This is a genomic window from Synechococcus sp. 65AY6A5, from assembly GCF_002760415.1.
Lineage (GTDB): Bacteria > Cyanobacteriota > Cyanobacteriia > Thermostichales > Thermostichaceae > Thermostichus.
The window spans coordinates 1136226-1160823 of record NZ_AXUW01000001.1; the positions used below are offsets into that span (position 1 = coordinate 1136226).

General features: G+C 61.5%; 23 protein-coding genes and 1 pseudogene. 12 read left to right on the forward strand and 12 right to left on the reverse strand.

Annotated elements, in window-relative coordinates; all coding sequences use genetic code 11:
* Positions 1–205: pseudogene (locus SYN65AY6A5_RS14345) on the forward strand (RNA-guided endonuclease TnpB family protein); the annotation flags it as partial.
* A gap of 73 nt (positions 206–278) precedes the next feature.
* Here SYN65AY6A5_RS14345 and SYN65AY6A5_RS05380 read toward each other — a convergent pair.
* Together SYN65AY6A5_RS05380 and hisG are read right to left on the reverse strand one after the other, a co-directional pair.
* Positions 279–1073, reverse strand: a complete 795-nt coding sequence (locus SYN65AY6A5_RS05380) for a photosystem II manganese-stabilizing polypeptide (RefSeq protein ID WP_011430097.1) — start codon at positions 1071–1073, stop codon at positions 279–281.
* A 199-nt stretch (positions 1074–1272) separates the two neighbouring features.
* Positions 1273–2028 carry an ATP phosphoribosyltransferase gene (hisG, locus tag SYN65AY6A5_RS05385; RefSeq protein WP_228375470.1) on the reverse strand — a complete coding sequence of 252 codons (756 nt, stop codon included), beginning with the start codon at positions 2026–2028 and terminating at the stop codon, positions 1273–1275.
* A 256-nt stretch (positions 2029–2284) separates the two neighbouring features.
* On the opposite strand from hisG, the gene SYN65AY6A5_RS05390 reads away from it, so the two are divergent.
* Positions 2285–3406, forward strand: coding sequence for an NDP-sugar synthase (locus SYN65AY6A5_RS05390; protein ID WP_011430095.1), 1122 nt, complete (start codon positions 2285–2287; stop codon positions 3404–3406).
* Positions 3384–4130 (forward strand): GvpL/GvpF family gas vesicle protein, encoded by a 747-nt coding sequence (locus SYN65AY6A5_RS05395; protein ID WP_041438253.1) that lies wholly within the window; start codon positions 3384–3386, stop codon positions 4128–4130. The genes SYN65AY6A5_RS05390 and SYN65AY6A5_RS05395 overlap by 23 nt, the downstream gene beginning before the upstream one ends.
* Here the strand turns inward: SYN65AY6A5_RS05395 and SYN65AY6A5_RS05400 are convergent.
* Complete coding sequence (locus SYN65AY6A5_RS05400) at positions 4109–4501, reverse strand: hypothetical protein (RefSeq protein WP_041438250.1); 393 nt, start codon at positions 4499–4501, stop codon at positions 4109–4111. The genes SYN65AY6A5_RS05395 and SYN65AY6A5_RS05400 overlap by 22 nt on opposite strands.
* Before the next feature lie 193 nt (positions 4502–4694).
* Between SYN65AY6A5_RS05400 and SYN65AY6A5_RS05405 the strand changes: the two genes are divergently transcribed.
* Complete coding sequence (locus SYN65AY6A5_RS05405; RefSeq protein ID WP_011430093.1) at positions 4695–5336, forward strand: exopolysaccharide biosynthesis protein; 642 nt, start codon at positions 4695–4697, stop codon at positions 5334–5336.
* Positions 5337–5493: 157 nt separating this feature from the next.
* Here SYN65AY6A5_RS05405 and SYN65AY6A5_RS05410 read toward each other — a convergent pair whose 3' ends face one another.
* From SYN65AY6A5_RS05410 to SYN65AY6A5_RS05420, 3 genes are all read right to left on the reverse strand, one after another.
* A complete protein-coding gene (locus tag SYN65AY6A5_RS05410) occupies positions 5494–6714 on the reverse strand; it encodes an S-layer homology domain-containing protein (RefSeq protein ID WP_099812187.1) in 1221 nt (406 codons plus the stop codon).
* Positions 6715–7214: 500 nt separating this feature from the next.
* Positions 7215–8129 carry a S1 RNA-binding domain-containing protein gene (locus SYN65AY6A5_RS05415; protein WP_011430091.1) on the reverse strand — a complete coding sequence of 305 codons (915 nt, stop codon included), beginning with the start codon at positions 8127–8129 and terminating at the stop codon, positions 7215–7217.
* Positions 8130–8282: 153 nt separating this feature from the next.
* Entirely contained in the window at positions 8283–8723 is a 441-nt protein-coding gene (locus SYN65AY6A5_RS05420) for an Rrf2 family transcriptional regulator (protein ID WP_011430089.1), read from the reverse strand.
* Between the two features lie 129 nt (positions 8724–8852).
* On the opposite strand from SYN65AY6A5_RS05420, the gene SYN65AY6A5_RS05425 reads away from it, so the two are divergent.
* Together SYN65AY6A5_RS05425 and SYN65AY6A5_RS05430 are read left to right on the forward strand one after the other, a co-directional pair.
* Entirely contained in the window at positions 8853–9848 is a 996-nt protein-coding gene (locus SYN65AY6A5_RS05425) for an AAA family ATPase (RefSeq protein ID WP_011430088.1), read from the forward strand.
* Positions 9849–9901: 53 nt separating this feature from the next.
* Positions 9902–10327, forward strand: coding sequence for a hypothetical protein (locus SYN65AY6A5_RS05430; protein WP_099884043.1), 426 nt, complete (start codon positions 9902–9904; stop codon positions 10325–10327).
* Positions 10328–10369: 42 nt separating this feature from the next.
* On the opposite strand, the gene SYN65AY6A5_RS05435 is transcribed toward SYN65AY6A5_RS05430, so the two are convergent.
* Positions 10370–10801 (reverse strand): DUF1818 family protein, encoded by a 432-nt coding sequence (locus SYN65AY6A5_RS05435; protein ID WP_049749741.1) that lies wholly within the window; start codon positions 10799–10801, stop codon positions 10370–10372.
* 66 nt (positions 10802–10867) lie between these two features.
* Here SYN65AY6A5_RS05435 and SYN65AY6A5_RS05440 point away from each other — a divergent pair, with 66 nt between their 5' ends.
* The 3 genes from SYN65AY6A5_RS05440 (at position 10868) to SYN65AY6A5_RS05450 (ending at position 14366) form a co-directional block, all read left to right on the forward strand.
* Positions 10868–12607: a SpoIID/LytB domain-containing protein gene (locus SYN65AY6A5_RS05440; RefSeq protein ID WP_011430086.1), complete on the forward strand. Its 1740-nt coding sequence runs from the start codon at positions 10868–10870 to the stop codon at positions 12605–12607.
* Positions 12608–12615: 8 nt separating this feature from the next.
* Complete coding sequence (era, locus tag SYN65AY6A5_RS05445) at positions 12616–13692, forward strand: GTPase Era (protein WP_011430085.1); 1077 nt, start codon at positions 12616–12618, stop codon at positions 13690–13692.
* Between the two features lie 71 nt (positions 13693–13763).
* A complete protein-coding gene (locus tag SYN65AY6A5_RS05450) occupies positions 13764–14366 on the forward strand; it encodes a glutathione S-transferase family protein (protein WP_011430084.1) in 603 nt (200 codons plus the stop codon).
* Positions 14367–14551: 185 nt separating this feature from the next.
* Here SYN65AY6A5_RS05450 and smpB read toward each other — a convergent pair whose 3' ends face one another.
* Both smpB and der read right to left on the reverse strand, forming a co-directional pair.
* Positions 14552–15016 (reverse strand): SsrA-binding protein SmpB, encoded by a 465-nt coding sequence (smpB, locus tag SYN65AY6A5_RS05455; protein WP_011430083.1) that lies wholly within the window; start codon positions 15014–15016, stop codon positions 14552–14554.
* A gap of 35 nt (positions 15017–15051) precedes the next feature.
* Positions 15052–16431 carry a ribosome biogenesis GTPase Der gene (gene der / locus SYN65AY6A5_RS05460; RefSeq protein ID WP_099884045.1) on the reverse strand — a complete coding sequence of 460 codons (1380 nt, stop codon included), beginning with the start codon at positions 16429–16431 and terminating at the stop codon, positions 15052–15054.
* A gap of 165 nt (positions 16432–16596) precedes the next feature.
* Between der and SYN65AY6A5_RS05465 the strand changes: the two genes are divergently transcribed.
* Complete coding sequence (locus SYN65AY6A5_RS05465; protein ID WP_011430081.1) at positions 16597–17793, forward strand: aspartate aminotransferase; 1197 nt, start codon at positions 16597–16599, stop codon at positions 17791–17793.
* Between the two features lie 22 nt (positions 17794–17815).
* On the opposite strand, the gene SYN65AY6A5_RS05470 is transcribed toward SYN65AY6A5_RS05465, so the two are convergent.
* Entirely contained in the window at positions 17816–19024 is a 1209-nt protein-coding gene (locus tag SYN65AY6A5_RS05470; protein ID WP_011430080.1) for a Coenzyme F420 hydrogenase/dehydrogenase, beta subunit C-terminal domain, read from the reverse strand.
* A 199-nt stretch (positions 19025–19223) separates the two neighbouring features.
* Positions 19224–19856, reverse strand: coding sequence for a response regulator transcription factor (locus SYN65AY6A5_RS05475; RefSeq protein WP_099812190.1), 633 nt, complete (start codon positions 19854–19856; stop codon positions 19224–19226).
* A 380-nt stretch (positions 19857–20236) separates the two neighbouring features.
* On the opposite strand from SYN65AY6A5_RS05475, the gene SYN65AY6A5_RS05480 reads away from it, so the two are divergent.
* Positions 20237–22288, forward strand: coding sequence for a ribonuclease R family protein (locus tag SYN65AY6A5_RS05480; RefSeq protein ID WP_099884047.1), 2052 nt, complete (start codon positions 20237–20239; stop codon positions 22286–22288).
* A gap of 92 nt (positions 22289–22380) precedes the next feature.
* Entirely contained in the window at positions 22381–23394 is a 1014-nt protein-coding gene (locus SYN65AY6A5_RS05485) for a phosphate ABC transporter substrate-binding protein (protein ID WP_011430077.1), read from the forward strand.
* A gap of 11 nt (positions 23395–23405) precedes the next feature.
* On the opposite strand, the gene SYN65AY6A5_RS05490 is transcribed toward SYN65AY6A5_RS05485, so the two are convergent.
* The gene (locus SYN65AY6A5_RS05490) at positions 23406–24527 is read right to left on the reverse strand and encodes an LptF/LptG family permease (RefSeq protein ID WP_228375506.1); all 1122 of its coding nucleotides are present in this window, start codon (positions 24525–24527) and stop codon (positions 23406–23408) included.
* Between the last annotated feature and the right edge of the window lie 71 nt (positions 24528–24598).

Below are 24598 nucleotides of genomic sequence, written 5' to 3' on the forward strand. Positions count from 1 at the left end.
TAGATGCCCGAAGTGCAACCATAGGCTACCACGAGATTGGCAAGGCGCTCTGGGCGTTATGCTCAGGGCTTTGCGGGATACCGCCTTTCTGTTTGGACTCCGTCCGAGTAGCGCGGTCGCGTCAGCGTCGCGTAGTGACAACGGAAACGGACAGAATGCTATCGCTTCACCGCTGAGCAGTAATGCTCAGCAGTGTTCAGCGTAAATGTATCAGTATCAACAGGAGTGAGCAGGGATCGACCGGATCCCTGCCCCCTCAAGCCCAAAATTTGCTCTCTTCAAGACTCCGGCGCCAGGCGGGCATAGAACAAGCCCTGGACACGGACGGTGCGGGGTTCCAGTGCCCCTTGCTCGGTGCTGGACTGCTGAATGCTAACGAAGGAGCCGCCCATCTCTCCCGTGCTGGGATCCACGCGGGCAATGCGCAGCGACAGTTTCCCCCGCGAAACCTCGTCCACCTTGCGGTTGGTGGCGAAGTCGTCCTTGGCCGCCTGTAGCCCTACGGCTGTGTCGTAGCCGGTGTTAGAGCCGCGCCCGCGCGCGTCGAGGAAGGTGCTGGTGTGGTAGCCGGGCACCAAGAACTCCCCTTCAAAGTCGGTCGAGGGGTCAATGGCGGAGCCCTGAGCTGTGGCCACCAAATCTTTCACGCTAAACAAAAATGGCACCAGCTCGCGGCGGGGCAACTGACCGGTGGTCGGCTGAAAGGTGATCCCGTCCACCACTTTGAGCTCCAACCCGCCGTCTTTGGGGGTGACCTCAGCCTTAATCGGCCCCAGCGTGGCTGCCGAGATCATGATGTTTTTGGCCTTGATAAACTCTTTTTCCCCGTTCCGTTTCTCTTCTTCCACCTCAATTTGCACCGGCTGGAAGCAGACGTCTGTCAACTTTAGGGATCCCCCCTTGGGCACCTCGATGCGGCCGCGGGCATCGTCCGAGACGGAAGGGCATATGGCCGCCTTGCCGGTGTTGCGGATCTGGTCGTAGGTTAAGGGGGCCTTGGCCGCCTCCGCCGGCAGGGCGAAGACGCTCAAACAGAGCGCCAACAGGATGGCGAGTAGTGGACGGTACCGCATAATCAACCTCGAAAAACCTGTTTTAATCTCAATGCTGCTGGGGAAAATAAGCCCGAATGCCCCTATTGTACGCAATAGTGATCCCCTCTTTGGCCGGGCTTGCAGAAGTTTCCTGGCCAGGCAGAGCTGTCGGGTAGCTGCGTTTTCCTACTTCTTGGATTGCCGACCCCTGCCCTTCTACAAAGACCTCGCGGCCCCCTCAAAGCGGGCCACTCGCCACCAGGGATCCCAGCCAGCGCTCCCGAATCTGGTTCACCAGCTCGCCGATGGGCTGTTGGTTGACGCGGTAGCTGGTGGGATGGGCGATCAAGCGGGCGGTGCTCTCGAAAAGGCAGTCCCGTTCCACCAGGCCGTTTTCCCTCAGGGTACGTCCGGTGGCCACCAAGTCCACAATCGCATCGGCCATGCCGGTGATGGGAGCCAGTTCCACTGAGCCGTAGAGGGAGATAATTTCCACCGGCAAATCCAACCGGTCAAAATACTCGCGGGCGCAGCCGACAAACTTGGAAGCCACGCGGGCATGGGGAGGCAACTGGGCCGCCGAGGTGTAGGGACTTTCTTGGCGAAGAGCCACCGACATGCGACAGTGGCCGAACTTCAGATCCAGCAGGTGGGCCACTCGCACCTCGCTGCCGGCATAGCGCTCCCGCAAGACGTCGTAGCCGACGATGCCCAGTTGGGCCTGGCCGTACTCCACATACACCGGCACGTCGTGGTTGCGCACCAGCAGCGCCTCGTAGCGTTGCCCGTTGAGCTGGGTGGGCGATTCAATCCGCAGCAGGCGGTTGCCGGGATCCAAAAAGCGACTGAAATCGATCCCCACCTGTTGCAAGCAGCGGATAGCGTCGGCCAGCAAGGCTCCCTTGGCCAGGGCAATGGTGATCGGCTGGCCGGCGGAACGGCAACCTGGGGTATCGGGATGCGGGGCGGGGCTGAGGCCGAAAGCCATCGACATAGAAGGATGTCCGGGATCCCTGCTCTTGCCAGGGCTAGATAGAGAGTCAAGCCTTGACAGCGGCAGAGCAGTTGCGGGCGTTGCTTCCCCTCGATTGTAGAGGATCGGCCTCTTGGCGGCGATTCCCCCCTCTATCCCCCCGTACACGGGGGGACTGGGGGGCCAGCCCAGAGCGAAAACCCTCTTCTGTTATCCAGACTGCCGATCCTGGGATGATAAAGTCAGGAGACGATAGACCCGGAGGAGAGAGGACGGCATGAAAGCCATGATCCTGGCAGCCGGCAAAGGGACGCGGGTACGGCCCATCACCTACATGATGCCCAAGCCGATGATCCCGATTTTGCACAAGCCGGTCATGGAGTTCTTGGTGGAGCTGCTGCGGGAACATGGGTTCGACCAAATCATGATCAACACCAGCCACCTCGCTCACCAGATCGAAGACTACTTTCGCGATGGCCAGCAGTGGGGAGTACACATCGGCTTTTCCTTCGAGGGCCACTTCGAGAACGGCCAGCCGGTGGCCGAACCCCTGGGATCCGCCGGTGGCATGCGCAAGATCCAGGATTTTTCCGGTTTTTTCGACAGCACCTTCGTGGTGCTCTGCGGCGATGCCCTGATCGACCTCAACCTGACCCAGGTGGTCAACTTTCACAAATCTAAGGGGGCATTGGCCACGGTGGTGTTGCGAGAGGTGGATCCCAGCCAAGTCTCCAGCTATGGCGTGGTGGTAACCGATGCGACGGGCCGGGTCACCGCCTTCCAAGAAAAACCCAGGCAGGAAGAGGCCCTCAGCAACACCATCAACACCGGCATCTACGTGTTCGAGCCAGAAGTCCTGGACTACATCCCCCCCGGCTGCCCCTATGACATCGGCAGCGATCTCTTCCCCGCCTTGGTGAAAGCCGGCGCCCCCTTCTACGGCCTCAAGGCCGACTTCCAGTGGGTGGACATTGGCCGTACCCCTGACTACTGGCTGGCGGTACAGAAGGTGCTGCGCGGCGAGATCAAGGGGGTCAAGGTGCCCGGGATCCAGATTCGGCCCGGCGTCTGGACGGGGATCAACATCCGCGCCAACTGGGATCGCATCCATATCGAGCCGCCGGTCTACATTGGGGCCAGCACTTACCTGGCAGACGGGGTGAAGCTCATCGGCCCCACAGCCATTGGCTACGGCTGTGTGTTGAACGAAGGGTGTACGCTGGATGGCAGCCTCATCTTCAACTACACCCAAATCGCTGCAGGAGTTACCCTGCGCCACCAGATGGTGATGGGTCGCTACTGTATTTCCTCCGATGGCAATGCCATCGACACGGAAGAGTCCAACCTCACCTGGTTGATCGGAGATGCTCGCAGCCATGCCAACGGCAAATCCCAATAGCACCCTCTATCTCTACGGGATCGTCGCTGCCCCCGGCCCGCGCCACCTGAATGTGGTGGGGCTGGACAAGCAGCCGGTGGGGATTCACGTGCTGGGATCTTTGGCCTTTCTCTATTCCCAGGCTCGCCAGGAGCGCTACTTGGCCAGCCGGGCCAATCTGCTGGCCCACGAAGCTGTCCTAGAAACCGTGATGAGCGAGGGATACCGCGCCCTGCTGCCGCTGCAATTTGGCCTGGTGGTGAGCGGCTGGGATCAGGTAGAGCAGGATTTGATCAAACCGCACCTGGCCGATCTGCTGGCCCTGCTGCAGCGCCTGGAGGGCAAACGGGAGGTGGGGGTAAAAGTCTTCTGGGATCCCCAGCAAGAGCTCCAATTGGGGCTAGAGGAAAACCCGGCCCTGAAAGCCCGGCGGGACGAGATGGCTGGCACCCCCTTGGGGCTAGATGCAGTAGTGGAAATTGGGCAGGCTCTGGAGCAAATGCTGGAGCAACGGCGCCAACACATTGCCCAAACCTTCACAGCCGCCCTCGGCTCTCTGGCCAGCGATCGCGTCGAGGGAGAGCTGCTTACGGAAAACATGGCCTACAACAGCTCGTTTCTCATCAACTGGGAAGATGAGCCGGCTTTTGCCCAAAAAGTGGAGGAGCTGGATCGAGCCTTTCAGGGACGGCTGCGCATTCGCTACAACAATTTCACCGCTCCCTACAATTTCGCCAAGCTTTGACCGGCCTGTACTCCCCCCCCTATATCCCCCCGTCTACGGAGGGACTGGGGGGCCAGCCGCTTGGGACAGGCAGCGCGGATGTGGGACTCGCTCAGGTCGGGCATGAGGGCCAGGGCCCGTTGGGGATCGATTTGCGCTTCGCACACCGCCTCCAGCACCTGCTCGGCCAGAAGGGAAAGGGGCATATCGGCGGTTTGCTCAGGATCGGTATCCTCTCTAATTTGTCGAACTCCCACCGGCGGGGGAGGCAACACCGGCGGCGCCGCCTGCGGGGGCAAGGTGGTGGAGGTACCCACCTCCAACTGCGCTTCGGCCAGGGCCACACCGCGCCCTGCCACCAACAGGGATCCCAGCAACAGCGTCCCCCCCAACCTGCCTATTCCCTTGCTGAGCGGAGCATGCTTCCCCAGACCTTCTCCAAGGCTACCGCTAGCCAACCTTTTGCCCAGCGCTTCGCCGCTCATCTTACCCCTCCAAGACCACCCCTTTGTTCAAGATATCCAACAAACCTTGGATTTGCAGTAGGCTATCGTTGGCTCCCAAACCGTTTGCAGCCCCCCCCCTATGGCTCGTCTATCGCAAGAGCTGGCCCGATTTGCCTGCCTTCCCGCCCATCCAGAGCAGCCCGAGCCTTACCCAGAGGGATCCCCACCCATCCGCCTTGAAGAGATTCTCAAACTGGCGGGCGAGCGCAGCTTTGGCTTGTTTTTGGCGGTGCTCTCCTTCCCTTCTGCTCTGCCTCTGCCAGCTCCTGGCTATTCCACTCCCTTTGGCGTGGTTATTCTGCTGCTGGCCCTACAAATGCTGGCGGGGCGAACCACCCCCTGGCTGCCGCCATGGGTGCTGCAGACATCCATTGAACGGAAGCAATTTCAAAAGTGGGTGCAGGCCGGGATCCCGTGGTTGCAGCGCATTGAAAAAGTTGCCTGCCCCCGTTGGCAACCAGTCTGCACCAGCCGCCTGGGCCAGGTCTGGCTGAGCACCTTGATCAGCTTGATGGGTATTTCCATGATCATTCCCGTGCCCGGCACCAACACCCTGCCGGCGATGGGGGTCTTCGTCACCGCCTTTGGCCTCCTCGAAGAGGACGGGATCCTGTGCAGCTTGGGATCCCTGATCTGTGTGGCGGCGGGGCTGCTGACCACTTCCATTTTGGTGGGCCTGTGGCTGGGGGGAACGACTCTGTTGGATTGGCTGAGAAGATAGCCTTTTGCCCTCACTCCCAACCCCGGCCCCCCCTATATCCCCCCGTGTACGGGGGGATACGGAGTTGGGGATCGAGGCAACGCCCAGCTTCACCGATGGAAAGACGGTGACGAAGTTGTATCGCCTGTGTCTTGTTGCAACGGACACCCCCGCGCCGCTAGCGGGATTGAGGGACCAGCGCCAGATCCTGGGTGAGGCGCAGCTCGATCACCTGGTTGGGATCCAAAACTACCACCTGTGGCGCCGTGACGTTGCCGATCACCGCTCCGGCCACCCCAGCCCCCAGCACTTCTTCTGTGGCAATGGCATTGTCGCCGGTCACCAAGCCGAGAATGGCGCCCGCTGCCGCGCCGATGGCCGCATCTTGGATGATTTTGCCCGTGGTGGTGTAGCGAGGATCCTTAACATCGTGGATCACATCCGATTGGGCAGCCAAGGGGAACAGTTGGTTGTTGGCGATGATGCTTTCTGCCACAAAGCGCGTGCCCCCCGGTGCCGGCTCAAAGCGGCCATCCACCCGCGAGCCGAAAGGCACCAGAATATCCCCCTGGGCGTTGCGAATCGGGGTGCGGACGATCAAGGACAGGGGGCGAGTTTCGTTGGGGGCGATGAAGAGGCGCTCGTTGAAGGGGGTGGTGGTCTGCATCAGGGTGCCCGCCGCCAGCGTGGAAAGGCGCAGGTCAAAGCCCGCCGGGGGGGTGGAAACCCAACTGCTCGGGTTCTGGGCCACCAGGGATCCCCGATTGAGCAGGGCCTGGTGGGTAAAAGCGGCCACCTCGGCACGGGTGGCAGGGCGGTTCGGCTCCAAAAGCATAGGATCCGGGTAATTGACAATCAGGCCGGCACGGTTGGCGGCTGCAAGTTGTGCCAGGGCCCAGTTGGGAATGGCTGCCGCGTCGCGGTAGCGGCTGAACAGCTCGCTCGGCTGAGCCGCGGGGATGGCACTCGTGTTGCCAAGGGCGTTAGTCAGGATCACCAGCGCCTCGGTGCGAGTAACGGGCTGTTCGGGTCGGAAGGTGCCGTCTGGGAAGCCGGCCACCAAGTTGTTGGCTGCCGCCGTGGAGATAGCATTGGCCGCCCAGTGGCTGGGAGGCACATCCCGAAAGCCGATGAAGGTACCAGAGGTGTTGCGAAGGCGAAAGGCAGTGGTGACAAGGGTGGCAAACTGAGCGCGGGTCACCGGCTCGTTGGGACGGAAGGTGCCATCCGGGAAGCCGTTCAACACCCCTTGAGAGGAGAGGGTCTCGATATAGGCTTGCGCCCAGTGGCCAAAGGTGTCGCGAAAAGGAGCGGCCATGGCCACCTGGCAGTGGATGCCCAGTGCGGCTCCCGATAGGAGTAGGCCGGCTGTGCGTGGGGTCAACAGAGAGGGAAACATCGTGCATTCACCAAGTTGTCGTAGCGCCCATTGCTGGGTCAATAGCTACTCTTATTCTGGCTATTTCCTCAGTGGCGGCAATAGCTAAAACCCTTGCTGTGTCCTAATTTGAGCATTTCCAACCTAAGATTTGCATGGAAACGCAATAGCGGAGGATTGGTAAGGAAATCTCTTCATCTCTGTTGCGCCAGCATCGCGTATAGACAACACCCCAGCCTCAGTTGCTGTTCACGGCATTGCCACTCTGTACAAGTTTGAAACAGCCCCCCAGGGCTCCGCAGTGCCAGGGAGTTGATGCTGGCAGGACATAGGATCCAGCCCCCCTCCCAGAAGGAGAGGGAAGCTGAGCATCAGGGATAAGGGGTGCTGTTTCCACAGCCGGTGGCTACGAAAGGTCCCCTGCTGCTGGCGGGATTGGGGGATCGGCGCCAAGTCTTGGGTGAGGCCCAGCCCAGGGATCCGGAAGGCTCGCCCAGGAGCGCCTTGGCAGTCGGTATGGGTTAAATGACCTTGCCCTCGGACGTGATTCTCCCCTTCAGTTTGCCGGCCCGCTCTTCAGCTTCCTCGGTAATGAGGGCCAGTTGCTCTAACACCTCGCCGGGGTATTTTTCCAACACCCGCAGAGAGAGCGCTACCCGCCCTTTGGCCTCATCCACATCGATGACCACGGCCTTGAGCGGCTGACCGGGCTGGAACAAGTCGGATAAGGAGGCGACAAAGCTTTGGCTGACCTGCTTGATGGGCAACAGCCCGCTGCCCCCCTCCTCCAGCTCCACGAAAACGCCGAAGGGCTTGAGGGCGCTGACCTTGCCCCGCACCACCTGACCGGTGGTGTAGATTCCCAGGCTCTCAGCTTGTCGCGCTACTCGCTGGGAGAGCACCAGCTTGTTGGCAGCGGGGTTGACCTCCAACAAACTGGCGGTCAGCGATTGGCCCACCAGCTCTTCTAGATTTTCCCGTTGGTTGAGATGCGAGCGAGGAATAAAGCCCCGCAGCCCCTGCACGTCCACCAGAACCCCGCCCTTGTTGGTGCCGATCACCAGGGCAGTTACCGTCTGGCCGTTGGTCTGTTTTTCGGCCAGCTCCTCCCAAAGTCGCTTCAGCCGCAGCCGCCGCGCCGAGAGTACGATTTGCCCTTCCGAGTCCTCTCGCAAGATGAGAAAATCGGCTTCGCTTTTGAGGGGAAAAAGCTCGCTCAAATCCTCTCCTGAGCGGATCCCGGCTTCTTTCAGGGGCAAAAAGGCCGGCGACTTGCCGCCGATATCCACCAGCGCCCCATCGTTCTGGTGCTGGAAGATGCGGCCTCGCACCACCTGTCCCGGTCGAAAGTCAAGGCTTTGCGCCTCCAGAGCCTTGGCAAAATCTTCCGAAGAAAACGTATCGGCAGCCTGAGAGCGAGGGGAGCGAAAGGTCATGGAATGCAAAGGAAGCAATTCAAGAGGCAATGGGTTTCAGGATAACCCAAAACTTGACAGGGATCCCAGCCCCTCTCGTCCGCCTCGGCGGGAAGAGGTACTCACCCTCTTGAGAGGAGGCCAAGCCCAGGGCATCGACACCGGCAGCTTCCTCTAGATGTAGTACATCAACCTGGCCTGTTGCTGTTGCGCCTGCCGGTCGCAGAGGTCTTGCAAGGTCGTTTTTTGGAGAATGCCCACCGCTGCCGCCTGGGCATCTTGCCAAGCCTGCCAGAGCACCTGGCGCTCCGGCGAGAGATCGCCGCTGGGCAAGTCGCGGGGGCGGGTGAGATCTTCTCCCTCGATGGCCTGAATGATGTCCAATAGGGAGATCTGCCAGGGCGGTCGAGCCAGAGAGTAACCTCCTTTGGCGCCCCGCTGGCTACGTACCAGGCCCTGCCTGCGCAGCGTGGCCAGCAACTGCTCCAGATAGCGGTCGGGAATCGACTGGTGGGCTGCGATCTCCTTAATCTGCAATACCCGGCCGTCATGGTAGTGCTGGGCCAACTCCAGAAGGGCCAGGAGAGCGTACTCACTTTTACAAGACAGTTCCAAAATACCCATCCTTCCTGCAAGGATCAGGTCTATGATACTCCGGTTTTCCACCGGGGTTTTGTGGGATCCCCTTTGGGTTGCCGGTGGGTTGGGCCTGTATGGTGGAATAGGCCCCTTTGGGAGTGGTTTATGGCAAGTGTTGGCACCCTGTCCGGTTCAGCGCGGATCCCGGCGGAGCGATTGCAAACTTTGCGGCAGCAGATCGGCAAGCTGATCGCCAACGTCGAGTCGGTGTTTCAAGGCAAGCCACGGGTGGTGCAGGCCGTGGTGACGGCCCTGGTGGCGGAAGGCCATGTCCTCCTGGAGGACGTGCCGGGAGTAGGCAAAACCACGTTGGCGCGGGCCATTGCCCGCAGCTTGGGGGCCAAGTTTCAGCGAATTCAATTTACCAGCGACCTCTTGCCGACTGACATTCTTGGCCTCACCCTTTTCAACAAAGAGAAAGGGGAGTTTGAATTTCGCCCAGGCCCCATTTTTGCCCATGTCATCCTGGCCGACGAGATCAATCGCACCTCTCCCCGCACCCAGAGTGCCCTGCTAGAGGCAATGGCGGAAAAGCAGGTTTCGCTGGACAACCGCACCTACCCGCTGCCCAGTCCCTTTATGGTGTTGGCCACCCAAAACCCCTTGGAGTATCACGGCACCTATCCCCTCCCGGAAAGCCAGTTGGATCGGTTTCTGGTGCGGCTGTCCATCGGCTACCCCAGCCCTGAGGTGGAGCGGGCTTTGCTGCTGCAGCGACAGCAGGCAGAGCCGGTGGAGGCTCTCCAGCCGGTGCTTTCCCTGGCGGAGCTGCGGGAGATCCAGGCGGCGGTGGATCAGGTGTACCTGGATGGATCCCTGGCCGACTATCTGCTGCAGGTGGTGCAGGCGACGCGTGCCTCCAGGCTGTTGCGGGCCGGCGTGTCCACCCGCGGGGCGTTGGCCTTGGCAAGGGCAGCACGGGCGCAGGCGTTGGTGAGAGGGCGGAGCTTTTGCCTACCGGAAGATCTGCAAGCTTTGTTTGTGCCGGTGCTGGCCCATCGCATTTCTTTGGCCGGATCTGGGGACATGACGAGCAACCGACGGCAGGAGGCAGAGGCCGTCATCCGCGACATCGTGGCAACGGTTGAGCCGCCAGTTTGAGGAGGGATCCCTTAGGCGATAATAGGAGCCAGCGGTCTTGGGCAGAACTGCGGATGTCGGATCCCAATCAAGAAATTAAAGACCTCATCCTGGCTTTGGACAAAAAGCTGGAGGGAATCGACCGCAAGTTGGAAATCCAGGTGACGGAGATCAAAAGCGAGATCCGGCTGGTCAAAACCGACCTGGAAGCCAAGATCGACCTCACTCGCAACGACCTAGAGAGCAAGATCCAAGGCGCTCGCAACGAGCTGGAAGCCAAGATCGACCTCACTCGCAACGAGCTGGAAGCCAAGATCGACCTCAGCCGTAGCAGCCTGGAAGTGAAAATCGCGGAGCTAAGCGGCAAAATGGATGGCTACAGCAAGCGGCTTGACCAACAGGAGTTCATCAGCCGCGGCGCGATCGTGGCCCTAGTCGTTGGGGTGGCCTCAGGGTTTATCAAGTACTTTTCTTCAGCAATTGATTGGAGTTTGACCTGAGTTGCCTTGGGTTCCTCCCCAAAACCTGCAAGCGGCGGCGGGTCAGCACTCCTGGAATTGGTCGAGGGCACGACACAGCTCCGGGACAACTTCTGCTGGCCAGAAACCCTCACCCCGCCGGCCCTGGTGCAACTGGAGATAGAGGCCCCAAGCAGTGGCGCTGCCACTGGCAACCAACGTGAGGGCAGGAAAGGTCTGCTCCAGCGTAATGCTCTCCTCGGCCATCAGTTGGGAGGCGACAGCTTCCATATCCTGCTGCAGACGATACACCCCCTGCACAAATGCTTGCCATTCTTCTAGGGTTAGCTCCAACGCCCAAGTCTCTCCTCCCACCAGGGCCACAAAAGGGGAGCGCCCAGGATCCCAGCCCAACCGCCAGCCGGATCCCTTGCGTAGAGCAGGAGGAGGCAGGTTCGAGAATCCACCGTCGTTTCCGGTAAAAAGCAGGGAGGTAGAGGGGAGAGGAGCATCCATCGCTGCGGCTAGGCCAGAAAAGATGCGGGTACAATCGACAGGGTGTGTTGTCAGGATAAAGCGGCCATGGCCAGTTGTCAGTCTCCTACTGCCCAACCTCGCCGGTTTTTAAGGACTCCGCTCCGCTGGCGCAAACAGAGCAGCCTCATTTCCGGCTTGGGCCTGTTGCTGACAGCCTTGGTGCTCCGTGCCGCTGACGCGACCGGGGTTCGCAAAGAGGCCGAAGATCCTGTCTTGCCAGCGCAATTGTCTGCAGCGGCCACCCCCGAAAACCCGATCCTGCACGTGGGCATTGTGCAACGCTTTGGCCGTTCTGAGCAAGATCAGGTGGAGCTGGCAGCGCCGCTGGGGTCTTTCCTCACCCTGGAATTTGCCCAGGCAGACGGCAGCACCCAGAGGCAGCGGCTCCCACAAGTTACGGTTGGGATCGTCAACCGCGCCCTGGCCAGCCCGGAAACCGTGTACCGCCTCATCCTCAGCAGCCACAAAAGCTTCGAGAGCGCCGAGGCCAGCGCCAACTCCTGGGAATCTCTGGGCATCCGCACCGAGATCGCCCAACCGCAGGAATGGCAGGTGTGGGCCAGCCGCGCCTACACTCCCCAACAACTAATCCAGATTCAGCAGTATGCCCAGAAAGAAGGGATCCCTCAGGTGCGGCTGGAGGTGCAGGAGCGGCGCGAACGGGCGGAGCTGAGCTGGGTACATGAGCATTTTCGCTACCATCGCACCCGCCTGAGGGTAACCTCCGATGCCGGCTATCTGCGGGTGAACGACCGCTACTATGCCGGATCCATTACCATTCAGCCCAATGCCTACGGCAGCTATACGGTGGTCAACGCCGTGCCCCTGGAAACCTATTTACGGGGGGTGGTGCCCCATGAGGTGGGGCCAGGGGCCCCCTTTGCCGCCATGGCCGCCCAGGCAATTTTGGCGCGCACCTACGCCCTCAAGAACCTGCACCGCTTTCAGATCGACGACTACCACCTCTGTGCCAATACCCACTGCCAGGTTTACAAGGGGCTGAGCGGCACCCATCCGCGGGCCGACGAAGCGATTCGCCAGACCAGCGGCCTGGTGCTCACCTACAAGGGCGAGCTGGTGGATGCCGTTTATTCTTCCACCAACGGCGGCATCTCGGCAGGCTTTGAAGAGGTTTGGGACGGAGAGCCGCGCCCCTACCTGCGCCCGCAGGTGGATATCGCCCACCAGCCCGATCAGCCCTTCGATTTGCGGCAGGAGAGCGACTTCAAGGCCTTTCTGGCCCGGCGGGAGGGTTTCAACGAAGCAGGGGTATCGCGCCTCTTCCGCTGGGAGTTTTCTCAGTCGCTGGAGGAGCTAAACGCCCAACTGCGGGCCGCTCAAGAGTACCTCGGGATCCCTCTCCCCGAGTGGATGACCATCCAGGGGCTGCACGTCCTGGAGCGCTCGGTCAGTGGTCGGGTGCAGGCGCTGCACGTGGACTTGCAGACGCCCCAAGGGCTCCACTCGATTCTTTTGCGCAAGGATCAGGTGCGCCTGGCTTTTCCCCGCCTGTACAGCACTCTGTTTCGCGTGGAACCCCTGAAACAGAGCGGGCGGCTGACAGGCTACCGCTTTATCGGCGGCGGCTTTGGCCACGGGGTGGGGCTGAGCCAGTACGGCGCCTACACCCTGGCGCGGCGGGGGTTGAACGCGGCGCAAATCCTCGCCTTTTACTACCCCGGCACCACCCTGGCCGAGCTGGGATCCCTCTCCCTGCAGTTGCCTGAGGTTTCCCTGGCCTTTGACAGTAGCCAGGCGCAGTCCTGGTCCGGCTACCAGAGATAGGGGGCACGATGGAAGAAGAGCGACGGGAACGCGGCCATCCCCCTCTTCGGGATCCCGCTCCAGAGGAAGGGTGGCAGGAAGGGGCGGCCCAAGCGCCGCCAGAGCTGGCCCCCCCCTACATCCCCCCGTACACGAGGGGACAAGAGGGTGGCCGGGGGGAGGCGGGGCTGTCGGGGATCCCGGTCGCCCCACCGGGGTTTAAGTCGGGATTTGCGGCGCTCATCGGGCGGCCCAATGTGGGCAAGTCCACCTTGATGAACGCTCTGGTGGGCCAGAAGATCGCCATCACTTCTCCCGTGGCCCAGACCACCCGCAACCGCCTGCGGGGGATCCTCTCTTTGCCGCAAGCCCAGATCATCTGGGTGGACACCCCTGGCATCCACAAGCCCCACCACCGCCTGGGGGAGATCTTGGTACACAACGCCCAGGCTGCCATTGGGAGCGTGGATGTCGTCCTCTTCGTGGTGGATGGCTCGGTGCCGGCAGGGCGGGGGGATGCTTTTATCGCCGAGCGGATCCCCAGCGCGACCCCCTGCATCCTCGTCTGCAACAAAGCCGATCTGCTGCCCAAAGAGTCTGCCGCGCGCCAGGCCCACCAAGAGAGCTACCAAGCCCTGCGCCCCGGTGCCCCCGTCGTCTGGGTGTCGGCGTTGGATCCCGGCAGCTTGGCGCCCCTCATCCAGGCCACCGTCGACCTGCTGCCCCCTGGGCCCTACTACTATCCCCCGGATCTGGTGACGGATCAGCCGGAGCGGTTTATCATGGCGGAGTTGATCCGCGAGCAAGTTCTCTTGCACACCCGCGAGGAGGTGCCCCACTCGGTGGCCGTCACCATCGACCAGGTGGAAGAAACCCCCACCGTCACCCGCGTCCTGGCCACCCTCTACGTGGAGCGGGACTCGCAAAAAGGGATCCTCATCGGCAAAGGGGGGGAAAGGCTCAAGCAAATTGGCCAGGCCGCCCGCCTCCAGATTCAAAAGCTCATTGCCGGCAAGGTGTACCTGGAGCTGTTCGTCAAGGTGCGGCCCCACTGGCGGCGCTCCGAGCACCTGCTGCGCGACTTCGGCTACCGCGTTGAAACGTGAAGGGGTTTTGTGGCTGAGGTTGAGCTATCTGGTGGTATTGATGGGGATGCTGCACGTTGAGGTTAACGGCAATGCTGCGACTGTATGGGATCCCGACCTCCGGGAATTGCTACAAAGTAGAGCTGCTTCTCAAACAGTTGGGGATCCCTTACGAGACGGTTGAGGTCAACTCCAGGGTCGGAGAAAATCGCCGCCCCGAGTACCTGGCCAAGAACCCCCTGGGGCAGATCCCGGCTTTGGAGCTGGAAGACGGCACCGTCTTGGCCGAGTCAGCCGCAATCTTGGTTTACCTAGCAGAGGACACTCCCCTCTATGGCCAGACGCGGCTGGAGCGAGCCGAGATCTTGAAATGGCTCCTTTTTGAACAAACCCGCATTGCCCGCTACATTGCCACCACCCGCTTTTGGGTGCGAGCCGGCCAGGCCGAGGCCAATGCCGAGCTAATTGCCCAGAACCTGAAACTCGGTACCGAGGCTCTGGAGATCATGGAAAGCCACCTACGGGAGAAGGAGTTCTTCGTGGGCAACCGCTACACCATCGCCGATCTGGCCCTGTTTACCTATACCCATGTGGCCGAGCAGGGCGGGTTTGACCTCAAGCCCTTCCCCAACATCCGCGCCTGGTGTGAGCGGGTCAAGGCCACCGACCGCTTCTTTCCTCTCCCCGGCGCCTAGAATTTCCCAGTGGTGCCTTTGCAGCCGACCGAGTCGGATCTCGCTTCCAATCCTAGCGGAGGATTTCTCACTCCCAGCCCCTCTCCCTGAGGGAGAGGAAAACTGGAAATTGTTGCCACGAAGGGCTCCAGCGGCTTTGGGCCACCCCCCTCGGAAAATAGGAGCTGCCAGGAGCTTGTCGGGCCCTAGCGCCCCTTGAGCTCCCGCTGGATCTCCCGCCGCGTCTCCCGTTCCTTAATTGCTTGTCGCTTGTCGTGGAGCTTTTTGCCGCGGGCCACGCCCAGGTGAGCCTTGATCCAGCCGCGGTTGAGCACCAGCCGCAGGGGAACCACAGTCAGGCCTTTTTGCTCCACCAGGCCCCGCAGCCGGTCGATCTCGCGGCGGTGCAACAACAGCTTGCGGCGGCGGGTCGGGTCGTGGTTAAACACCTTGCTGGCAGTTCCGTGGGGGGCAACATGCAAGTTGTGCAGCCAGGCCTCGCCATCGCGAAAGAGGGCAAAAGCGTCTTGCAAGTTGGCTTTGCCCGCTCGGATGGACTTTACCTCTGTGCCGGTCAGTTGGATCCCGGCTTCGTAGGTCTCCAAGATCTCGTACTCGAAGCGGGCGCGGCGATTCTCCACCAGGGTTTTGACGTTGGGATCCACAGCCATACGCTTTCAGAAGAGAGCTTCGTCCACCAGAGGGCCTAACGAGAGGCCAGGGAACCCTCCAATTTTTGCACTGCCCGTCCCACCAGGCGCTCGGATTTGCTGCGCCAGCGAAAGCGAATGGGGGTACCGGTGAAGTCGAGGTTTTGCCGGAAGTGCTTTTCCAGGTAGCGGCGGTAGTTCTCTTTGAACAGATCGGGATCGTTGACAAACAGGAGAAAGGTGGGAGGCCGCTCCGCCACCTGGGTGCCGTAGTAGATTTTGCCCTGCTTGCCCTGGCGGTTGGCGGGGGGTGACTGCCAGGCGAGGGCATCCTGGAGAACTTCATTGACCACGGAGGTGGCGATGCGCTTGCGATGGGCGGCTACCGCTGTGTTGACCTCGGCAAAGATCTTGTGGGTGCGCTGCCCCGTGAGGGCGCTGACAAACAACAGGGGTGCCCAGTCAATGAAATAAAGCCGCTCGCGGATCTCGCGGGTGTACTCGTTAATGGTGTGAGTATCTTTGTTTTCCACCGCGTCCCACTTGTTGACAACGATGATGCAGGCGCGGCCTTCTTCTTCGATGCGGCCAGCCAACCGCTGATCCTGCTCGGTTACCCTCTCCAGGGCGTCAATGACCAGCAGCACCACGTCCGAGCGCTGGATGGCTTTGAAGGCGCGGTTAATGCTGAAAAACTCCACCCCATATTCCACCCGGCTTTTTCTGCGGATCCCAGCCGTGTCGATGAGACGATAGCTCTGCCCCTCCCACTCCACCAGGGTGTCAACGGCATCGCGGGTGGTGCCAGCAATGGGGCTGACAATGGCCCGCTCGGATCCCACCAGGCGGTTGAGCAGGCTGGACTTGCCTACGTTGGGCCGCCCTACAATGGCCACGGCGATGGGATCCGGCTCATCTGCGGCTTCTTGGGCCACTTCGGGCAAGTGAGGCAGCACCGCCTCCAACAGCTCGGCTACCCCATTGCCGTGGACGGCAGAACAAGGGATCGGCTCCCCCAGCCCCAACTCCCAAAAAGCCGCCGCCTGCGCCAGGCCCAGTTGCCCCGACTCGCACTTGTTGACGGCCACCACCACCGGCAGGGGTTGTCTGCGCAGCCAATCGGCCAATTCTTTGTCAGCAGGGGTCAGCCCCTCGCGGCCATCCACCACAAAGATTACAGCGTGGGCCTCGGCCATCGCCGCCATGGCCTGCTGACGGATGTGGGGCAAAAACTCGCTGTCGTCGCCGAAGACCAGGCCGCCGGTATCCACCACCCGCAGGCGGCGCCCGTTCCACTCCACCTCTTGGTAGAGGCGATCCCGCGTGATGCCCGGCTCGTCGTGGACAATGGCCGAGCGCACCCCCGCCAGGCGGTTGACGAGGCTGGATTTGCCCACGTTGGGGCGACCCACAACGGCTACAAGGGGTAAAGCCACTGCTCCGCTTGCCAAAAAGCCGAACCCAGACTTCTATCCTAGCCTTTGGGATCCCAGATGCCCAAACCCGCTGATCTCAATCATTGCCCTGAAGGCAGCTCTGGCGGTAAGTTAGGTAGCTAACCTCCCATCAGACACCGGCTGCACTTGTTTCCCCTCCTTGCTATGAACCGTGCCCTCGCCCCTGCCCAGCGGCTGAACAAACTGCCTGCCTATGTCTTTGCCCGCTTGGATGAGCTGAAGGCCCGCGCCCGCCAGCAGGGGTTGGATTTGATCGATCTGGGCATGGGCAACCCCGATGGCCCCACCCCCCAGCCGGTGGTGGAGGCGGCCCAGGCCGCCATTGCCGATCCCGCTCACCACGGCTACCCACCCTTCGAGGGCACGGCTAGCTTTCGCCAGGCAATTGCCGAGTGGTATTGGCGCCGCTACGGGGTGGAGCTGGATCCCAATGGCGAGGTGCTGCCTCTATTGGGATCCAAAGAGGGCCTGACCCACCTGGCCCTGGCCTACGTGGATCCAGGGGATCTGGTGCTGGTGCCTAGCCCTGCCTACCCGCCCCATTTTCGCGGTCCCCTGATTGCCGGCGGGCAGATCTACCCACTGCTGCTGCGCCCGGAGAAAGGATGGCTCATCGACCTGCAAGAGATCCCGCCGGAGGTGGCCAAGCAGGCGCGGCTGCTCTACTTCAACTACCCCAACAACCCGACAACAGCGGTGGCGACCCGCTCCTTTTTTGAAGCAGTGGTGGCGTTTGCTTGCCGCTACGACCTCCTCCTGGTGCACGACCTGTGCTATGCCGAGCTGGCCTTTGACGGCTACCGGCCCACCAGCCTGCTGCAGATCCCTGGCGCCAAGGACTTGGCCGTGGAGTTCCACACCCTCTCCAAAACCTACAACATGGCCGGTTGGCGGGTAGGCTTTGTGGTGGGCAACCGCCAGATTATCCAGAGCCTGCGCACCCTGAAAACCAACCTCGACTACGGCATTTTTGGCGCCCTGCAAAAGGCGGCCGAGACCGCTTTGGCCTTGCCAGATAGCTACCTACAGCAGGTGCAGGAGCGCTACCGCCGCCGACGCGACTACCTCATTGCCCGCCTGGCCGAGTTGGGCTGGCAGATCGAGCCGCCGCGGGCGACGATGTACCTCTGGATCCCGACCCCCCGCACCGCCGACGGCACGCCCGAGGGATCGACGGAGTTTGCCCTGCGGGTTTTGGAGTCCACCGGGGTGGTGGTGACTCCCGGCAACGCCTTTGGGGAAGGGGGAGAAGGCTACGTGCGGATCAGCCTGATTGCCGATTGCGAACGCCTGGGCCAGGCCATCGACCGCTGGGCAGAAGCTGGGATCCGCTATTGCTGAGCTCTAGGGTTGGCCCTCTCCCCTAGGGAGAGGGGAGTTGGTATTGCTCCACGATGCGCCGGGCAAAAGGAGGCACATGCTGCTCCAACTTGTGGGGATAGTGGCGGCGGACGTAGAGATAGTTGCGGACAAAGTGGGAGTCGATGGAAAAGCGGGCATATTCTAGTCCGCGCGGCCCAAAGCGCTGGATGGCCACCGCCAGGAGCTGGGCCAGCCACATGGGCAAGCTCAGGGCCTGCTCGTAGGCTTGGATCCCCTGTTGCACCGCCGCCCGCCGCGAGCCCCGCGAGATCACCGGCTGGGTTTCCAGCTCTTCCCAAACCAGATCCAAGAGCTCCCGCCCGCGCGCATTGCGCACCAGCAGCCATTGCCAGCCAAAGGGGGATCCCATATAGCCCACCACCAGATCGGCCAGGCTGTTGACGTAGTCAAAACAGGTAAGGCAAGAGGGGGCAAACACGTCTTTTAGTTCTTTGGTTTTGAGGCCAAAAAAAGGCACCTTTTCCACCGAGCCGTCTTCGTGCTTGAAGTGGACGTGGAAGTCCTGCATGAACTCGTAGTGCACCACCGTTTGCGGGGAGCGGCTGGTGGTTTCAAGAAACTTTTGCAGCCCGGCGCGGCTGACGTTGTCTACGCAGGGCGTGCCCAACACATAGAGCTTCTCCAGGCCCAAGTTTTTCTCCACCGCCCGCAAAGCCTGGATCTGGCAGCCCACCCCGATCACCAGCAAGCGCTTGAGGCCGCTTTGCTCCACCTGCTCCAGCACGGAGAGATTGGGCGATAGCGTTGGCTTGTTGACCCGCGCCGCCAAGACCGCTTCTGGGGTACGCGCCAAGACAGGCCGTGGCTGAAAGCGATCCCGGGGATCCGCCTGCACGCACACCACCCCTTCTACTAGGCCGCTGCTGAGGGCCTTCATGCCGATGCTGCTGACGATGCCCGTCCACTGGGCACCCGGGATCGGATCCCGCCGGCGGGCCGTGTACATTGCCTCGTAGACGCCGAAGTAGTCGCTGTCGCTGACGGCATCCGATTTGGAGCGCAGCGATTCCCGCGATCGCCCGTGGGTTTGCTCTTCTAGGCGGGTGAACTGCTGGTTCAAAAAGGCACAGGCTTCCTTGACGTGGGCGACGTAGCGGGTATCGCAGAGGCCGCACTGGCTGCACAGCTCCTTGGCCGGGTAGTGGCCGGAGCGGATGGGCCGGGCCGGACGCGGTAAACGGGATCCCATAAGGTCTAAACCGTAGCCGTGGCGGGGTACCTTCTTCAGTTTGCCGCCAAAACCGCAGACGGCGGGCAGAGGAGTTGAAAGATCCCCGATCCTGCCCAACGCTCGCCCGCCCCTCCAGAGTTGCCCCCAGACAGAGAGGAAAAGCCAGATCCCCTGAGTTGCCCTTTTGTCGGCAAGCGGCGATGCAACAAAGGCCCCCTCAGCCTCTGCCCAAACCACTTTCGAGGGCCCAGCGGGCCAGTTCGGTGCGGTTGTGCAGGCCGGTTTTGCTCAGCATGTTGCTGACATGGCTTTCGACGGTGCGCTGGCTCACTCCCATCACCTCGGCAATCTCGCGGTTGGACATGCCCCTGGCCACATACTGGATCACCTTGGCTTCCGTAGGGGTGAGCTCGATTTCCCGATCTAACTTGATGACCGGCTGAATGCCCGCATTCTGCATTTGCAACAGGCGCTCGGTGTGCTTGAGGACGGACTCCACCTGAGCCACCAGCTCTTCCGGCTCAAAGGGCTTGACCAGGTAAACATCTGCCCCCGTGTTGAGGCCGCGCACCCGATCTGCCGTTTGCCCGCGGGCTGACAAAAAGATCACCGGAATCCAGTCCGTCGCGCTGTTGGAGCGAATGGTCTGGACAAACGTGTAGCCATCCATCTCCGGCATCATCACATCGCAGATGATCAAATCCGGAGTAAAGTGGCGCATCGCCTCTAACCCTTCCAGGCCATTGCTCGCCGCAACCACCTCGTAGCCGCGAAACTCCAGGTAATCCTTCACCAGAAGGATCAGGTTTGGATCGTCGTCAATCAGCAACAATCGCTTTGGGTTGTCCACTGCTCATCCCTTTGCTGCAAGAAAGCCCAAGGAAAAAGGATAGCCCGCTTAGCGAACCTCTGGACAAATCGGCAAATCTACAGCCGAGGTGGCGCCAAGAAAAAACCTGCCAACCTCTAGCCGGTTCGTCAGTTTCCCCTAAACCTGGATAATAAGGTATCACATACAGACGGAGGTGGCGGCATATCCAAAGAAACACGAAGAGGCCGGGTACCTCCTCTGGCCGGCTCGGCAACTGCCTCCGCCCTGCCTTGGGATCCTCCCGCTGGCAAGCGCTCGCCCTCTGGGGCTGGTTTGGCTTGTCGGGTTTTCCCCATGGGCAGGAGAAGTAGAGCCAGGAGAAAATACAATTCTGGCGGCAACCTACATGGGGAAAGAGGGTGGAAAAGGGCACGCTGGTCGAGTTTCGCCACAACAACGAGCGGGTACTGGCAGTAGTTGAGGGCACCGAGGGCAAAAAGAACCTGCTGCTGGGCGTGGCTTCGGGGCAGGTGCACAGCGTTCACCCTCGCCAAATTACGTTTGCCTTGAACGGCAATTCCAGCTTTACGGTGTCCGATATCCCGGGCTTTTGGCAGGCGGTGCAGGCAAAGTTGGATCCCGAAAGTTTGGCTTTGGCCTGGGAATTGGTTCAGGAGGAGCGTCGGCCCCTGAGCCTGTCGGAGATGGCCCAGTTGTTGTTTTCCGACGATTCCCCGGTCTCCACCTATGCTGCCTACCGTCTTTTGAGCGAGGATTACGTCTACTTTAAGGCAAAGGGGGAAGGCTACGAGCCGCGTACTCCGGCTCAGGTAAAGGAAATTCTCCATCAAATTGCCGTTACCCAGCAGCGGCAGCAGGAGCAGGCCGAGTTTGAGGCCCGCCTAAAGGCAGCGGTGGCCCAGCCTGGGCAAAAGTACACTTGGACCCCGGCGGAACGGGCTCGTCTGGAGCTGTTGGAGCGCTTAGCTTTGCAGGGAGCACCCGATAGCCTTCGCAACTACGAGGATCTTTCCCACAACCTCACCCCCTCGGATCGCGAGCGGGCTTCCCACCTGCTGCGGCTCCTGGGATTCCCCGACACGCCCCAGGGAGCTTTTGAGGCCCTGGTAGCCCTGGGCCTGTGGAGCCGCCACGAGAACCTGGCCCTGCGCCTTACGGGGATCCCCACCCAATTTCCCAAGGAGGTGGAGCGCTACGCCCAAACTTTGCTTGGCGGGCCTCCCCCCTTCTTGGATCTGCCTCTGCGCCGGGATCTCACCCATCTTCACACCTACACCATCGACGATGCCAGCACCCGCGACATCGACGATGCTCTCAGCGTCGAGTTTGAGTCGGATGACGAGGTGAAGCTCTGGATCCACATCGCCGATCCCAGTTGTTGGGTGCAGTGGGGGGATCCCCTCGACTTAGAAGCCCGCAAGCGGGGCACCAGCGTCTATTTGCCGGAGCGGGTGATCCCGATGTTTCCATCGGAGTTGTCCACCGGCCCGATGAGCTTGGTGCAGGGGGAGGTGCGGCCTGCCCTTAGCTTCGGCATCCGGCTGGGATCCGACGGGGCCGTGCGCGACTACGAAATTTGCCTCAGCCAGATCCGGGTCAACTACCGCCTCACCTACGACGATGCCGACGAGATGCTGGAGTTGGGGGCGGAGGCCCAATTGACAGCCATTGCTCGGGCAGCGCGCTGGCGCTACGCCTGGCGACTGGCGCAAGGGGCGATCCCCATCGGCCTGCCGGAGCAGGACATCAAGGTCATCGACGAGATCCCCCACCTGCGGGTGATCGAGGATACGCCGGCGCGGCAGATGGTGGCGGAGATGATGGTGCTGGCCGGTGAGGTAGCCGCTCGCTTTGCCCGCCAAAACGGGATCCCGGTGCCCTATCGCCTGCAGCCGGCTCCTGAGCTGCCCCCGCCGGAGGTTTTGGATCTGTACCCCCAGGGTCCGGTTCGGTCGTTTGCCATCATGCGCTGTCTCTCGCGGGCGGAAGTGGCCACCCAACCGGGGCGACATACGGGGCTAGGGCTCGATGCCTACTGTCAGGTGACCTCTCCCATTCGCCGCTACCTGGATCTGGTGGCCCACTACCAGATCAAGGCTTTTTTGCGCGGGGATCCCTTGCCCTTGACAGAAGCCAAGGTGCAGCAATTGTTGCTGGGGATCGAGCCAGGCACCGCCGAGGCCAACCAGGTGGAGCGCAAGTCCAAGCGCTACTGGAGCATCGAGTACCTGCGTCAGCGACCGGGGCAGATTTGGCAGGCCTTGGTCTTGGGCTACCTGCGCGAGCAGGAGAACCTGGTGATGGCCATGCTGGATGAGATTGCCTTTCGCGTGCCGGTGCGCTTGGAACGGCAGGTGCCGCTGGGGGCCTGGATCGAGTTGGAGGTTCTGCAGGCAGATCCCCGCGCCGATGTCATTGAGCTGCGGGAGGTGGGACAGAATGCCCTTTAACCTGCGGCTTGCCCAGTCCGGGCAAACAGTTGATACAACAGAGGGGGAAAGTCCGCCAAAGTCTGGACTGCGAATTTCTCGAGGGGGATCCCATGACCGTACGACCTTCCGGCCCACCTCCGATTGTCTACATTCTTTTGCTGGCGATACTGGGGGGAGGCGGCTGGTATGCCTATCGTTCCGGCCTGCTTGACTCTTTCCTGAAGCGAGGGAACGCGCCTTCTGTCCCTGGCCAGATCCCGGCTGCCCAGCCGCAAGCGCCAACGGCCCCCAATCTTCCTCCAGCCCAGGCCCCCAACCAGCCACCCAGCGCGGTTAATCTGGATACTTCCCTGCCCAACCCGGCGGTGCTGCAGATGGACGGCAGCGTCACCATGATCCGCATTGTCTTGGCCTTGAAGTCAGGCTACAGCCAGCGCAACCCCGCCATCCCCATCACCTACGGGATCCCCGACGGCAAGCCCAATGGATCCAACGCCGGCCTCAAGGCCCTGATGGAAGGTCGCATCCAGCTTGCTGCCAGCTCTCGCCCCCTCAATGCCAGCGAAGTCCAGGCGGGTTTGCAGGCCATCCCGGTGGCCAAAGATGCCCTGGCGGTGGCGGTGGGGGTAAACAACCCCTACAAGGGCGGCCTGACGCTGCAGCAGTTGGCCGACATCTTCCAGGGCCGGATCACCAACTGGAGCCAGGTAGGCGGCCCCGATCGTCCGATTCGCGTTCTCAACCGCGCCCCTCAGAGCGGCACCTACAGCGTTTTCCAGGAGCTGGTGCTGTTGGGGCTGCCCTTTGCCCCCGATAACCCGCCCTACTTCACCACTGCCACCCAGGATGCCACCACCCCTCTCCTGCGGGCTTTGGGAGAAGACGGCATCACCTACAGCACCGTGGATCAGGTGCAAAACCAGCAAACGGTGAGGATGGTGCCCATCGACGGCCAGATGCCCACCCGCGAGGCCATCCAAAGTGGCCGCTACCCGCTGGCCCGCAACGTGTTTTTGGTGGTACCGCAAAAAACCAGCCCCGTGGTGGCTGATTTCATCAACTATGCCCTCTCCGACCAAGGCCAGCAAATCATTGGCCGCACCGAGTTCATCCCGCTGCGGTAGCTGGCCTTTGCCTAGCGATTGGCTCGGTAAAGTAGTCCTAGCCCCACTGCGGAGCAGATGAAGTTGGGCAACCAGGCCGCCACCTCCGGCCCCAAGGTTCCAATCTGGCCCAGCGCCTGGCTGACAAACAGGAGCACGTAGTAGGCGAAGATAATCAGCACGCTGAGGCCCAGGCCCAGAGAAGAACTGGTGCGCTGGGGGCGCAGCGCCAGGGGCGCCCCAATCAAGGTGAAGGCCAGACAGGCAAAGGGGATGGCGTACTTTTGGCTGAGGCTAACCTGAAGGCGGCGTACCCCCTGCAGATCCCCCGAGCTGGCGATGACCTCGATGTAGCGGCGCAGCTCTTGAATGTTCATCTCCTCGGGGCTGCGGACCTCCTGGGCCAAATCCAGCGGCGCGCGCGGCAGGCGCAACTCCTGGCGGGCAAAGGTGGCGATGTTGCTGTAGGTGCCATCAGGGGAGACGATGTAGTTGGTGCCCTCCTCAAACACCCAGAGGTTCTCCTGGGGATCCCAGCGCCCCTGCTGCGCCAGCAGGATCTGGCTGAGAGCCTCGTTGGAAAGATCCAGCACGATCACGCCGCGCATCTGCTGGCCATCGAAGCTGCGGGCATAGAACTGACGGGTTAGCCCTTGCCGGCGGGAAAAAGTGCCGTCTGGCTCGGGCGCGAGGATCTCGCCGAACTCTTGGTAGAGGATGTTCTCGCGGCGGAACTCTGGAGTTCGGTTCAAAGCGCGGTTTAGAGTCAGGGCCGCCTGGCGGTTGCTCACCGGCACCACCAGCTCGTTGAAGAGAAACGTTAACGTCGTCACCAAGAGGCTGAGAAGGAGGGCCGGCACCACCAGACGATAGAGGCTCACGCCGCAGCCGCGCAGGGCAGTGATCTCGTTATCAGCAGACAGGCGCCCATAGGCCAGCAACGTCGCCAGCAACATCGACATGGGGAACGTCAGGACGATGATCCCCGGCGCCCGCAACACAAACACTTGCAACGCTGCTGAAAGGGACAGCCCCGCCTCTACCACTAGCCGCACCAGCTCAAACAGGGATCCCACTGCCATCACCAGGGTGGTGAACGCTCCCACCCCAAAGAAAAAGGGCAGGAGCATCTCGGAGATGATGTAGCGATCCATCAGGCCCACCGCGCAAACGATGGAGAGCCTGTTGCAAGACTGCTTGATTGAAGGAGGAGTAGGGGGAGAAT